Below are 12,805 nucleotides of genomic sequence, written 5' to 3' on the forward strand. Positions count from 1 at the left end.
GGCGTCCGCGGCCGTGCCGTGTACCGCCTCGCCGCCGGGTCTGCGGGGCGCGACCCCGGCCCGGCGGGGTGTGCCCTACCGCTTCACGACCGCGTCGATGCGCGCCAGCTCGCCGTCGGTGAAGTCGAGGTTGCGGGTGGCGGCCACGCTGTCCGCGAGCTGCTCCGGGCTGCTCGCGCCGACCAGCGCGGAGGTCAGCCGGCCACCGCGCAGGACCCATGACAGTGCCATCTGCGCCAGGGTCTGGCCGCGTGAGGCGGCGATCTCGTTCAGCGCCCGCAGCCGGCCCACCAGCTCACCGGTGAGCGCGTCGGTGTTCAGGAAGGGGCTGTCGCTCGCGGCGCGGGAGTCCTCGGGGATGCCGTCGAGGTAGCGGGCGGTGAGCAGCCCCTGCTCCAGCGGGGAGTAGGCGATGGAGCCGACCTGGAGCTCGTCCAGGGCGTCCATCAGCCCCTCGTCCTCCGGGCGGCGGTCGAGCATGGAGTAGCGCGGCTGGTTGATCAGCAGCGGGGTGCCCAGCTCGCCGAGGATGCGGGCGGCCTCCCGGGTCTGCTCGGCCGAGTAGTTGGACACGCCGACGTACAGCGCCTTGCCCTGCCGGACCGCCGAGTGCAGGGCGCCCATCGTCTCCTCCAGCGGAGTCTCCGGGTCGAAGCGGTGCGAGTAGAAGATGTCGACGTAGTCCAGGCCCATGCGGCTCAGGCTCTGGTCCAGCGAGGACAGCAGGTACTTGCGCGAGCCCCATTCGCCGTACGGGCCCGGCCACATCAGATAGCCGGCCTTGGTGGAGACCACCAGCTCGTCGCGGTACGGCGCGAAGTCGGCCTTGAGCGCCTCGCCGAGGGCGGACTCGGCCGCGCCGGGCGGCGGCCCGTAGTTGTTGGCCAGGTCGAAGTGGGTGACGCCCAGGTCGAAGGCGCGGCGCAGGATGGCGCGCTGGGTCCCGGCCGGACGGTCGGGACCGAAGTTGTGCCACAGGCCGAGCGAGAGCGCGGGGAGCTTCAGGCCGCTGCGTCCGGCGCGCCGGTAGGGCAGGTCCGCGTAGCGGTCGGGGTGTGCGGTGTACAACGCGACTCCAGGGGGTTGGCACACGTCTTGGCGGTTCCGTCGAACCACTCCTCCACTCTGTCGTGACCTGCGGGCAGTGGTCCAACAGGAGAATCCGATGGAATTCAGCGGATACGCTTCTCAATCATGGAACTGCGTCACCTCCAGCACTTCGTCGCCGTCGCCGAGGACCAGCACTTCACCCGTGCGGCGGAGCGGCTGATGGTCTCCCAGTCGGGCCTGTCCGCGTCCATCCGCGCGCTGGAGCGCGAGCTGCAGACACCGCTGTTCGTCCGGACGACCCGCAGGGTGACGCTCACCGAGGCCGGGCGGGCGCTGCTGGCGGAGGCGGAGCGGGTCCTGGCGCAGGTGCGGGCGGCGTACGAGGCGGTGGCGGCCGTGCAGGGTGTGCTGCGCGGCACCCTCGCGCTGGGCAGCGAGCAGTGCATCGCCGGGGTGAACGTGGCGCAGCTGCTCGCCACGTTCCGGCGGCGGCACCCGGACGTGGAGATCCGGCTGCGGCAGTGGGGCTCGGCCGCGCTGGCCGAGGAGGTCGCGGCGGGGCGGCTGGACCTGGCCTTCGCCTACCGCACGGAAGCGGATCCGGAGCAGCTGCGGTCCGTGGCCCTGACCAGCGAACCGATGACCGTGCTCTGCCATCCGGATCATCGGCTCGCGCGCGCCGGGGTGCCGCTGACCCCGCACGACCTGGCCGACGAGGTGTTCGTCGACTTCCATCCCGACTGGGGTCCGCGCCGTGCCACCGACGCCGCCTTCACCGCCGCGGGCGTACGGCGCACGGTGGCGCTGGAGGTGAACGACGTGCACAGCCTGCTCGACCTGGTCGACGAGGATCTGGGCATCGCCGTGGTGCCCCGGCACTTCCGGCACAAGCGCGAGGCCCTCACCGCCCTGCCGCTGAAGGACACCGACGAGGCCGCCTACGAGACGGTGGCCCTGGTGCCGTCCCCGCGGGCGGCCAGTCCGGCGGCGCGGGCGGCCAGTCCGGCGGCGCGGGCGCTGATGGCCCTGCTGGACGACGGGGGCGCGTGAGGCGCCCGGATGCGCGAGGGTGGAGGCATGCATGCCAAGGACATCCTCATCGAAGGCTTCGGCCGCATCCGGGAAGAGGTCCACGCCGCCGTCGACGGGCTGGGTCCCGACGAGCTGAACGCCCGGCCCGGCTCCGGCGCCAACTCCGTCTCCTGGCTGGTCTGGCACCTCACCCGGGTCCAGGACGACCACATCGCCGACGCCTTCGGCCTCGAGCAGGTGTGGCTCTCCGAGGACTGGGAGAAGCGCCTGGCGCTCGGCCTGCCCCGCCACGACACCGGTTACGGGCACACCCCGGCGGAGGTGGCCGAGGTCCGGGCCGACTCCGGCGACCTGCTGACCGGCTACCACGACGCGGTGCACGAGCGGACTCTGGAGGCCCTGCGCTCGCTGACCGCCAAGGAGCTGGAGCGCGTCGTCGACGAGCGCTGGGATCCTCCGGTGACGCTGGGCGTACGGCTGGTCAGCGTCCTGTCCGACGATCTGCAGCACGTCGGACAGGCCGCGTACGCGCGGGGGCTGGTTCAGAGCGCCGCGTCGTAGCCGGGCAGGATCACGTCCCGGATGAGGGCGGTGCGCTCGTCGAACGGGAGGAAGGCGCTCTTCACGGCGTTCACGGTGACCGTGCGCAGGTCCTCGGTCGTCCAGCCGGCCTGCTCGACCAGCAGGGACATCTCCCGGGTCATGGAGGTGCCCGAGACGAGACGGTTGTCGGTGTTGAGCGTGACGCGGAAGCCGAGGTCCTTCAGCGCGGTGATCGGGTGGCCGGCGATCGAGTCGGCGACGCCGGTCTGGAGGTTGGAGGTGGGGCACATCTCCAGGGCGATCCTGCGGTCGCGCACCCAGCCGGCGAGCCGGCCGAGCTTGCCGGCCGCGAGGTCCGGGATGTCCTCGGTGATGCGCACGCCGTGCCCGATGCGCTGGGCGCCGCAGACCTGGAGGGCCTGGTGGATGCTGGGCAGCCCGTGGGCCTCGCCGGCGTGGATGGTGAACGGCACGTTCTCGCGGCGCAGGTGCTCGAAGGCGGCGAGGTGGTCGGCGGGCGGGAAGCCGTCCTCGGCGCCGGCGATGTCGAAGCCGACGACACCGGCGTCCCGGAAGGCGACGGCCAGGTCGGCGGCCTCGCGGACGCGGTCGAACATCCGCATGCCGCAGAGCAGGGTGCCCACCCGTACGGGCGTTCCGGCGGCGGCCGCCTTGGCCATACCGGCGGCGAGCCCTTCCTGGACCGTCTCCACGACCTCGCTCATCGTCAGCCCGCCCCTGGTGTTCAGCTCGGGGGCGTAGCGCACCTCGCCGTAGACGACGCCGTCGGCGGCGAGGTCGAGGACGTACTCCTCGGCGGTGCGCAGCAGGCCCTCGCGGGTCTGCATCACGGCGAGGGTGTGCTCGAAGGTGGCTATGTAGCGGACCAGGTCACCGGAGTTCGCGGCCTCGACGTACCAGGCGGCGAGCTCGTCGGGGTCGGTGGTGGGCAGGGTGTGGCCGGCCGCCTCCGCGAGTTCCACCACGGTGGCGGGGCGCAGCCCGCCGTCGAGGTGGTCGTGCAGGACGGCCTTGGGGAGGCGGCGGATCAATGCGGTGTCTACGCGCGTAGCAGTCATGGCGGGGCCTTCCTTGAGCGGGCGGTTCGAAGCTGCGGGGAGAGGTCAGGCGGCGGGAGAGGGCCGGGCGGCGGGCTGGAGCAGGTCCCAGCGGTTGCCGTACAGGTCCTGGAAGACGGCGACCGAGCCGTACGGCTCGTGGCGCGGCTCCTCCAGGAAGGTCACGCCCGCGCCGGCCAGCCGCGCGTGGTCGCGGGCGAAGTCGTCGGTGTACAGGAAGAAGGCCACGCGACCGCCGGTCTGGTCACCGACCCTGGCCCGCTGCGCCTCCCTCTCGGCGCGGGCGAGCAGCAGTCCCGTACCGGTGTGCCCGGCGCCCGGTTCGACGACGACCCAGCGGCCGCCGCCCGGCCGGGGCGTGTCCTCGGCGAGCCGGAATCCCAGGGCGCCGGTGTAGAAGCGGATCGCCTCGTCGTAGTCGTCGACGACGAGGGTGACCAGGGCAATGCGTCTCATCCTGACCTCTCGCAGGGGATTGACCGGAGAGGTTATACGTAAAACCACCGCGAACGCCAATCCCGTTCCGGGATGCTTTCCCGGAACGGGACCGACGGGTGCCTACGGATACGTGTAGGTGTTGAGAGCGCTGACGGCGGACGCCGGGTCCCCGAGGTCGTAGTGGTCCACGGCGAGATAGTTGGGCTTCTTGCGGGCGGCCGGCAGGCAGAAGCGGCGGGCCCGGTCGGCGAGCTTGGAGTTGTCGGTGGCGGCCGTGGAGGTGATCGCCGCGTCCCTGAAGTGGTTCATGACGAACAGGGGGCGGAAGCCGGGCTCGGTACGGGTCAGCGGGAGGTTGGTGCCCGCGTCGTACCAGCGGCTGTAGCAGGACCAGTCGGAGGTGCCGACGCCCGGGCCCATGGACCAGTGGTTCTCGACGGTCCATTCACGCTGGTACATCACGCCGAAGGTGTCCCGGGTGAGGCCCGCGGACCGGTCGGCGTCCCGGCTGTGGTCGCTGAAGATCAGCAGCTGCTGTCCGGCATCGGCGAGCTCCGCCGTCGTCGGCCAGCCGTTCTCGCGGACGCCGGTGCGGTCCGGCCGGTAGAGCACGTCCGACAGGCCCTGGACACGGGCGAGTTCGGCGCGCAGCACACCCGGATCGACGTAGTCCTCCAGGAACACGGTGACGAACTGGTCGGGGTGGGCACGCAGGAAGTCGACCATCCGCTGGAGGTCGACCCACAGGGCGACGGGTCTGCGGACCAGGGTGCAGCTGTTGTGGCAGAGGATGGCGCCGTCCGGGGTCTGGTGGATGTCCAGCATGAACCCGCGTACGCCGTCGGCGAGTTGGCGCTCGATGCCCCGCCTCTGGTTGGGGAACAGGTCGACGAAGGGCGGGGCGTAGCCGCCGTCCACGCCATTGGCGTAGGCGTTGTGGGCGGTGAGGAAGGTGACCTGGTCCAGGGTGCGCAGATGCTGCGGCGGCATGGGACGGGTGGCCGGCTCGACCGGGGTGAGGTACCAGCCCGCCGGTCCGTCGGAGCCGGTGCCGACGACGAGCGGGGCGGGGTGGTTGGCCCCGGACGGTTTGGGGGCGACGGTCAGGCGGCGGTCGGTGCCGGGGACGGTGAGCGTGAACCGGTCGGCGCCGACGGGGGTGAGCTGCCAGCGTGCCTCCGGGCTCGCGCAGCCGACGGTGCGGGCCCGCTCGCCGCTGCGGCCGAGGCAGTTGCCGGGGCTGTCGGTGTTCTCCAGGGTGCCGTCGGCGCGCAGGTGCCACTGCTGGCGGTCCTCGTCGCCGCGCGGCCGGTGCTGCTCGACCGCCCCGGCGGCGTCGGAGGCGTTGAGTCCGGTCGTCGCGCTCTGCACGTAGTAGGTGCCGGGCGGTGGGACGGCGTCGGCGGCCGAGACGGGCGCCGGTGCCATGACCGTCGCGGCCAGCGCGGCGGCCGAGACGGTCGTGGCGAGGAGGGCGTGGGGGGTGCGCATGGTGGATGCCCTTCGTCCGGGCGCGGCCGTCGCACATGAGGCGCGCGACGGCCGTGCGAATGGTCAGGGGCATGACATCACGCCACCCGGTCCCGCGTCAGCAGTACAGGTTGCCGCCCGGCGTCGTTCCCAGCAGCTGGGTGAACTGCTGGTACTTGGTCACCCTGCTCTGGACCTGCGCCGGGTTCTTGCCGTCGCATTCCACCCAGCCGTTGATGGCGCGGATCGTGTGGCCGAATCCCGCCTGGTTCACCATGGCGCTGTGCGCGGTCATCGAACCGGGTCCGGTCTGGGTGTTCCAGTACCAGAGGGCCGTCTTCCAGGCGACGGCGGAGTCGTTCTGCACCAGCCAGGGGTTGTTCAGCAGGTCGATGCCGAGCGCGTCGCCCGCGGCCTTGTAGTTGTAGTTCCAGCTCAGCTGCACGGGTCCGCGTCCGTAGTACGCGGCCTGGCCGGCCGGACAGCCGAACGGCCGGCCCCAGTCGCAGTAGTGCGGGTAGTTGGCGGTGTTCTGCTCCACGATGTGCACCAGGCCGCCGGTCTCGTGGTGGACGTTGGCCAGGAAGGCGGCGGCCTCCTGCTTCCTCACCGTGTCACTGCCGGTGTTGGTGAAGCCGGGGTAGGCGCTCAGCGCGGCCATGAGCCCGCTGTAGCTGTAGAACCCGTTCCTGTTCGGGAACATCTGGTTGAACTGCGCCTCGGTCACGACGAAGTTGCCGACGGGCGTTCCGGGGCCGCTGTCGCAGGCGTACGGCTCCCAGTACCAGGTGCTGATGAGGGGGTCGTAACCCGGGTTGGCGTGCTCGGCGATGTAGGCCCGGCCGTCGGTGTAGCGCACGATGTCACCGGCGTTGTACCACTGCCCGGCCCTCCAGTCCGGATAACTGGAGCAGGACACGGCCGGGGCGGCGGAGGCGGTCGCGGCGGGGAGGAGCACGGGGGCGCTGCCGGCGAGGACCAGTGCGGCCGTCACGGCGGCGATGCGGCGTCTCGACAAGGGATCAACTCCTCTGCGGGACACGGCCGCTCCCGGGCGAGGACATGCCTTGAGCGGGGCCTCGCCCGCACGCGCCGGCGGGGCCGGTCACGGTGGGGGCGGCCGTGGTGGGGGTGTGGAGCACACTCAACCAACTTGGTCTGTACCAGTCAAGGGTTTAGACCAATCGTCATGCGGGTGCCCGGCGACTCCCTGGGAGTCGCCGGGCACCGGCGGGCGTGGTGGTGCGGTCAGCCGTCCTCCGCCGGGACGACCACGAGGAACGCGTCCGACTCCAGGTCCATGACGACCGTCGCGGGTTCGCCCCCGGCCCGGTGCCGGGCAGCGCACTCCTCCGCGGGCCAGGACCCGCGCGGGGACCCCGCGGGGAAACGCTCCAGCACCTTGGCTCCCGTGACCGCGTTCATGCCGGTGGACACCTCCTGTCGGCCCGCGGCCCGCAGCGCCGCGCTCGGCCGTCGGTCCGTTTCTCGTCGGTTTCGATTCCGCGTGCGTCGTCCGCGTGCGTCTTCCTGTGCGTCGCCGCGTGCGTCGTCCGTGGAGTGCGGCTGCCCCGGATCGCGACGGACATGTCCGGGCGGCGTGGCACGGGGGCGCGTGCCGGTCGCTGCGGCACCGTCAGTCGCGCGCCTTTGCGCGCTCCTTCCAGAGCCGGCCCGGCCACCAGGCGACCGGACCGAGGTCCAGGGCGAGGGCGGGCACCAGCAGGGAGCGGACGACCAGGGTGTCGAGGAGGACACCGAAGGCGACGATGAAGGCGAGCTGCGCCAGGAAGGCCAGGGGGATCACCCCGAGCGCCGCGAAGGTCGCGGCCAGCACCACGCCGGCCGAGGTGATCACTCCGCCGGTGCTGACCAGCCCGCGCAGCACGCCCTGGCGGGCTCCGTGACGCAGCGACTCCTCCCTGACCCGGGACATGAGGAAGATGTTGTAGTCGACGCCGAGGGCCACCAGGAACACGAAGCCGTACAGCGGAACCGACGGGTCGGTACCGGTGAATCCGAACACGTGCGGGAAGACCAGCGCGGAAACACCCAGCGTGGCGAGGAAGTTGACCGCGACGGTGGCGACGAGCAGTGCGGGCATGAGCAGCGAGCGCAGCAGCACGGTCAGGACGAGGAAGATGACGACGAGGACCACGGGGACGATGAGTCCGCGGTCGCGTTCCGCCGTCCGCAGGGTGTCGTACTGCTGGGCCGTGTAGCCGCCGACCAGGGCGTCCGCGCCGGGGACGGCGTGCAGGGAGGTCCGCAGCCGCGCCACGGTGTCCTTCGCGGCGTCGCTGTCGGAGGCGGCGGCGAGGGTGACGTCGACGCGGACGCGCCCGTCGACCACCAGCGGTTCGCCGCCGGGACGTCCGGAGGCCGTCGCACCGGCCGCCGAGACGACACCCTCGGTGTCCTCGGCGGCGGCCACCACCTGGTCCAGCCGGCCGGCGTCGGCGATGACCACGGTGGGGTTGCCGGAGCCGCCGGGGAAGTGCTCGGAGAGGGTGCGCTGGGCGGCCACCGAGGGCGCGTCGTTGACGAAGGTCTCGTCGAGCGGAACGCCCTTGGAGGTGAGGGCCGGTGAGAAGGCGGCGCACACGACGAGTCCCGCCAGGGTGAACGCCCACACCTTGCGCGGGGAACGGTCGACGAGGGAGGCGACCCGCTGCCACACGCCGTGACCGGTGCGCCGCTCCTCCGCGCTGTGCGGCTTCGCGGGCCAGTAGGCGGCGCGGCCGAGCAGGACGAGGACCGCGGGCAGGAAGGTCAGGGTGCTGAGCACGGCGCAGGCGATGCCGATCGCGCCGACCGGCCCGAGGGCTGCGGTGTTGGTGAGGTCGCTGAGCAGCAGGGCGAGGAGACCGAGTACGACGGTGGCGGCGCTGGCCACGACGGTGCCCCAGGTCTGCTTCAGCGCGGACCGCATGGCGGTGAAGCGGTCCCGTTCGGCCAGCTCCTCCCGGAAGCGGGCGGTGAGCAGCAGCGCGTAGTCGGTGGCGGCACCGATGACGAGGATGGACAGGATGCCCTGGACCTGGCCGTCGACCCGCACGATGTCGCTCTTCGCGAGGGCGTACACCACCGCGCACGCCAGGGCGAGCGCCAGCACCGCGGAGATGATGACCACCAGGGGCAGCAGAACGCTCCGGTAGACCAGGATCAGGATCAGCAGGACGGCCGCCAGCGCGACGCCGAGGAGGAGGCCGTCGATCCCCGCGAAGGCGTCGGAGAGGTCTGCCTGGGTCGCGGCGGGACCGGCCACCTGGACCGTGGTGCCCGGCACCTGCCCGGCCGCCGCGCGGATGCGGTCGAGGGTCTCGGCGAGCCGGTCCCCGTCGGCGGGTTCCAGCTGGACGACACCTTCGAGTGCCTCACCGTCCTCGGAGAGGATCGCCGGGGACGCCCTGCCGACGATGCCGGGGCTGCCGGCGAGGGAGGCGAGCGAGCGGGTGGCCGCGCTCTGCCGGTCCTCCACCGGGCCGTCCGCGTCAGCGGTCCACAGCACGATCGCCGGCAGCGTCTCGTCCTGCCGGAAGGCCTTCTGCTCCTCGATGACCTCCGTCGACTCGGCGCTGCGCGGCAGGAAGCCGGCCTGGTCGTTGGTGGCCACCTCGCCGAGCCTGCCGGCGTAGGAGCCGAACGCCCCGCCGATGCCGAGCCATACGACGAGCAGCAAGACGGGGACGAGCCGGCGGGCCCATCGGGACGAGGTGTTCATCGCTCTCCAGGTGCGGCGGAATCATCTGAATGAACAACTATCTCAATGATTGAAGTAGATTGCGGTTGTGATCGTAGACCACGCCGGACCCGCCAGGACGAACGAGACGGTCCACGACGGACGGGACGTGCGGGAAGGACAGGACGCGGCCGGCGGGAAGCGCCGTCAGGGCCGCCCGGAGATGCCGCGGAGCGCTAGTTCCTCGTTCAGCGCGGTCAGAAACCTCAGGGCGGCGGCGAGTTCCGGGCCCTCGAAGCGGGAGAGAGCCGAACCGGCGGCCTGCGCGAGCGGGCGGAAGTAGGTCCGGGCCGCCGTCTTGGCGTCGGCCGCGTAGTACAGGTGGACCACCCTGCGGTCGCTGCTCTCCCGGACCCGGGTGACATGCCCCGCGCGCTCCAGCCGGTCCACGCACGCGGTCACCGCCCCCGAGGTGAGCCCGAGGTGCTCCTTGAGCCGGCCCGGCGTCATCGGCTCGCCCGAGTCCAGGATCGCAGCCAGCGCCTGGACGTCCGTGACATGCAGCCCGTCGCGGAGCGCGAAGCCGTGGACCATGCGGTTGATCTCGCCGTTCATCCGGCGCAGTTGGACGGCGAAGGCCTGGAGGTCCGCCGCCTCCGGCGCCGGGATCCCGCCGCGTCCCGCCGCCTGCCGCTCCGCGTCGTCTGCTGTGGCCACGGGATCACCCTATAGAAGCCGCCGAGAGCCGCCGTCACCCCCGAACCACTCCTCTCCGACCTCTACACATAAAGGGGGAATAAGTACAGAATGGGAAAGCGCGGCACTTACCGCATACCACACGAAGCGGTCAGACCCGCCAATCGAAGGAGACGACTCATGGCCAACGTCTCACACCCGCGCGGTGACATCGCCGGCCACCCCGATGCGCCGGAAATGCGGGCACGGTACGACCGTATGCTCGGCGGCCGCGATGTGGCCCTGGTGGACGGTCCGGTGTTCCTCCTGGGCCTCTACTGCGCGGTATCCCCGTGGATCCTCCACTACACGACGAGCCAGCCCGCCCTCGTGACCCACAACCTCATCGTGGGCATCGCGATCGGCCTGCTGGCCCTGGGGTTCACCGCGGCTCCGGCGCGCATGTACGGCCTCAGCTGGGCCATGTGCGCCCTGGGCGCGTGGATGATCATCTCGCCGTGGATCGTCGGCAGCAGCCCTGACGCCGGCGTGATCTGGAACAACGTCATCATCGGCGCCCTCGCCGTGGTGCTGGGCGCGGTCTGCGCCGCCACGGCGGCCAGGAGCGCACCCAAGTCGTAGGCCCACGGCGAAAGGAGAGACCGGAGCCGGTCCGCGTCAGCCGCGGACCGGCCCTTTCCCGTCCGTCCCGGCGTGTTCGCGCGGCGAGTGGGCAGACGCAGGGCAGCGGACGACTCGAGGAGAAGGGGCGAGATGGAGATCGACGGCATCATCAGTGCCATCGTCATCGGCATTGTCATCGGCATTCTGGGCCGGCTCGTGGTTCCGGGCCGGCAGCGCATCGGGATTCTGTGGACGATCCTCGTCGGCATCGTCGCCGCGCTCATCGGCTCGGCCGTCGCCGCGGGCTTCGGAGTGGCCGACACGGGCGGCGTCGACTGGGTGGAGTGGCTGATCCAGATCGGTCTCGCCGCGGTGGGGGTGGCCGCACTGGACCGGTCGAAGGCCGGCCGCTGACGACCGCGACGGCCGTCACCCACGGCGTCACAGGCGTGACAGGCGTGACAGGCGTGACAGCCACTGCTCGTACCCGGTGACCGTCGCGTCCACGGTTTCTTCGAGCGGCTTCGGCGCCATGCCGAAGCCGCTCGAAGGCCGTGGAGTCCAGGATCTGCGGCTCGGTGTTCCGCACGGCCGGGAACGGCCCGGGCACGGCTCTCACGGTGCGCGGCGAGGTAGCGCTCGTCCTGGGACGCACGCATCCGGCCCTCGCGGGTGGCGGTCCGCCAAGGGGTGTCCTCGGTCATCACCGCACCCGACCGGCTCGGAGCGGCGGCGGCGTGGGCAGGGCGGGTACCGGCCCGGTGGGGGTGGACCGGCCGCGCGCTACCTGTCCTGGTGCGGGCGGGCCGCGGTCATCGCCTCCCCGGCACGTACGTGTACGGAGTGGTCGTGGTCAGGGCGGCGAAGCCGAGGCGCTCGAGAATGGGGCGGCTCTGACCGGAGGCGTCCACCCGGAGGTAGCGGTAGCCGCGGTCCGCGGCGATCCGGGCCCGGTGCGCCACCAGGGCCCGGTAGATGCCCCGTCCGCGCCACTCCCGAACGGTGCCGCCGCCCCACAGCCCGGCGAACCGGGCACCCGGCGTCAGCTCCATACGGGCCGCGCTCACGGGCTCGGCGCCGGCCAGGGCGACGACGGCGACGACCGTGTCGGGGGAGGCGGTCAGCTGGTCGAGCAGGTGCCGGCGGAACCGGGAGGCGTCGGCGTCGAACGCCTTCTCGTGCACCTCGGCCACCAGGTCCACTCCCGCCCCGTCGGTGACCGACACGATGCGGACGCCCTCGGGGGGCAGCGCGTCGAGGGCGGGCCCGGCGGCCTCGCCGATCATGAGCGTCTCGGCCGGTTCGGGCGTGAACCCGGCAGCGACGAGCCGCCGGCCGAGATCCCGGGGCAGGTCATGGCCGTACAGCTTCCACTCGAACTCGCGGCCGAGCCCGGTGAAGTGCGCGATCTGGTCCGCGATCGCCGCGTCCGCGTCGGCGTGCTCCAGGGCGGACCAGACGACACCGTTCCAGCCGTGCGCGGGAGCGGTCTGGCGGACCACGGCGCCGACCCGTTCGACATGGGCGCCGGGACCGTCGGGCCGGGCCCCCTCGCGCATGTCACGGTCGTACAGGGCGAGTACGGCGGAGTTCTCCATGCGGCCGACCTCACCATGCGCCGGTCCCGGGGGCAACGGGATTAGGGTGGCTGTGGATCAAGCCGTCGCAAGGAGGCAGGACCGTGGCCGGGATGGTCGTGAGGGATGACGAACTGCCGTATCTGCGGCGGTGTGTGGAGCTGGCGGCCGAGGCGCTCGAGTCGGGTGACGAGCCGTTCGGTTCGGTCCTGGTCGCCGGGGACGGCACGGTGCTCGCCGAGGACCACAACCGCGTGGCGTCCGGCGACCGGACCCGGCACCCGGAGTTCGAGCTGGCGCGCTGGGCGGCGGCCCGTATGACCCCCGCCGAACGGGCCTCGGCCACGGTGTACACCTCCGGGGAGCACTGTCCGATGTGCGCCGCCGCGCACGCCTGGGTGGGTCTCGGACGCATCGTGTACGTCGCCTCGTCCGAGCAGCTGGCGTCCTGGCTGACGGAGCTGGGGGTGCCCGCCCCGCCGGTACGCACGCTGCCCGTGCCGGAGATCGCCCCGGGCGTGGCGGTGGCCGGGCCCGTCCCCGGGCTGGCCGAGGAGGTCAGGGAACTGCACCGGCGCTTCCACCGCGCGCACGGCTGACCCTCGGCGACCCGCCCGGCGCGGCGACGTCCGCAC

14 protein-coding genes and 1 pseudogene are annotated in these 12,805 nt (G+C 72.2%); 5 read left to right on the top strand and 10 right to left on the bottom strand.

What is annotated here, in order from left to right; translation table 11 throughout:
* Positions 1–75: 75 nt before the first annotated feature.
* Entirely contained in the window at positions 76–1,068 is a 993-nt protein-coding gene (gene mgrA / locus B9S61_RS03155) for an L-glyceraldehyde 3-phosphate reductase (protein WP_103540806.1), read from the bottom strand.
* 126 nt (positions 1,069–1,194) lie between these two features.
* Here mgrA and B9S61_RS03160 point away from each other — a divergent pair, with 126 nt between their 5' ends.
* Both B9S61_RS03160 and B9S61_RS03165 read left to right on the top strand, forming a co-directional pair.
* The gene (locus B9S61_RS03160) at positions 1,195–2,100 is read left to right on the top strand and encodes a LysR substrate-binding domain-containing protein (protein ID WP_103540807.1); all 906 of its coding nucleotides are present in this window, start codon (positions 1,195–1,197) and stop codon (positions 2,098–2,100) included.
* A 27-nt stretch (positions 2,101–2,127) separates the two neighbouring features.
* Positions 2,128–2,643, top strand: a complete 516-nt coding sequence (locus B9S61_RS03165) for a DinB family protein (protein WP_103540808.1) — start codon at positions 2,128–2,130, stop codon at positions 2,641–2,643.
* Here the strand turns inward: B9S61_RS03165 and B9S61_RS03170 are convergent.
* The 7 genes from B9S61_RS03170 to B9S61_RS03200 all read right to left on the bottom strand — a co-directional run bounded on the left by B9S61_RS03170 (position 2,625) and on the right by B9S61_RS03200 (position 10,011).
* On the bottom strand, positions 2,625–3,704 hold the full coding sequence (locus B9S61_RS03170) for an adenosine deaminase (protein WP_103540809.1): 1,080 nt from the start codon (positions 3,702–3,704) through the stop codon (positions 2,625–2,627). The genes B9S61_RS03165 and B9S61_RS03170 overlap by 19 nt on opposite strands.
* A gap of 45 nt (positions 3,705–3,749) precedes the next feature.
* Positions 3,750–4,160: a VOC family protein gene (locus B9S61_RS03175; RefSeq protein WP_103540810.1), complete on the bottom strand. Its 411-nt coding sequence runs from the start codon at positions 4,158–4,160 to the stop codon at positions 3,750–3,752.
* A gap of 102 nt (positions 4,161–4,262) precedes the next feature.
* Entirely contained in the window at positions 4,263–5,633 is a 1,371-nt protein-coding gene (locus tag B9S61_RS03180) for a PI-PLC domain-containing protein (RefSeq protein WP_103540811.1), read from the bottom strand.
* Positions 5,634–5,730: 97 nt separating this feature from the next.
* On the bottom strand, positions 5,731–6,630 hold the full coding sequence (locus B9S61_RS03185; RefSeq protein WP_103540812.1) for a glycoside hydrolase family 19 protein: 900 nt from the start codon (positions 6,628–6,630) through the stop codon (positions 5,731–5,733).
* A gap of 230 nt (positions 6,631–6,860) precedes the next feature.
* On the bottom strand, positions 6,861–7,037 hold the full coding sequence (locus tag B9S61_RS40600) for a hypothetical protein (protein ID WP_181007212.1): 177 nt from the start codon (positions 7,035–7,037) through the stop codon (positions 6,861–6,863).
* Positions 7,038–7,248: 211 nt separating this feature from the next.
* On the bottom strand, positions 7,249–9,336 hold the full coding sequence (locus B9S61_RS03195; protein WP_103540814.1) for an MMPL family transporter: 2,088 nt from the start codon (positions 9,334–9,336) through the stop codon (positions 7,249–7,251).
* A gap of 165 nt (positions 9,337–9,501) precedes the next feature.
* Positions 9,502–10,011: a MarR family winged helix-turn-helix transcriptional regulator gene (locus tag B9S61_RS03200; protein ID WP_103540815.1), complete on the bottom strand. Its 510-nt coding sequence runs from the start codon at positions 10,009–10,011 to the stop codon at positions 9,502–9,504.
* Positions 10,012–10,170: 159 nt separating this feature from the next.
* Between B9S61_RS03200 and B9S61_RS03205 the strand changes: the two genes are divergently transcribed.
* Positions 10,171–10,611 (top strand): SPW repeat protein, encoded by a 441-nt coding sequence (locus tag B9S61_RS03205; protein ID WP_103540816.1) that lies wholly within the window; start codon positions 10,171–10,173, stop codon positions 10,609–10,611.
* A gap of 132 nt (positions 10,612–10,743) precedes the next feature.
* A complete protein-coding gene (locus tag B9S61_RS03210; protein WP_103540817.1) occupies positions 10,744–11,007 on the top strand; it encodes a GlsB/YeaQ/YmgE family stress response membrane protein in 264 nt (87 codons plus the stop codon).
* A 170-nt stretch (positions 11,008–11,177) separates the two neighbouring features.
* Here B9S61_RS03210 and B9S61_RS42030 read toward each other — a convergent pair.
* A pseudogene (locus tag B9S61_RS42030) lies at positions 11,178–11,306 on the bottom strand (epimerase); the annotation flags it as partial.
* Positions 11,307–11,405: 99 nt separating this feature from the next.
* On the bottom strand, positions 11,406–12,191 hold the full coding sequence (locus B9S61_RS03220) for a GNAT family N-acetyltransferase (protein WP_103540818.1): 786 nt from the start codon (positions 12,189–12,191) through the stop codon (positions 11,406–11,408).
* Positions 12,192–12,283: 92 nt separating this feature from the next.
* Here B9S61_RS03220 and B9S61_RS03225 point away from each other — a divergent pair, with 92 nt between their 5' ends.
* A complete protein-coding gene (locus B9S61_RS03225; protein WP_103540819.1) occupies positions 12,284–12,769 on the top strand; it encodes a nucleoside deaminase in 486 nt (161 codons plus the stop codon).
* The last annotated feature ends 36 nt before the right edge of the window (positions 12,770–12,805 follow it).

The sequence above is a fragment of the Streptomyces sp. SM1 genome (assembly GCF_002910825.1).
GTDB classification, from domain to species: Bacteria; Actinomycetota; Actinomycetes; order Streptomycetales; family Streptomycetaceae; genus Streptomyces; species Streptomyces okerensis.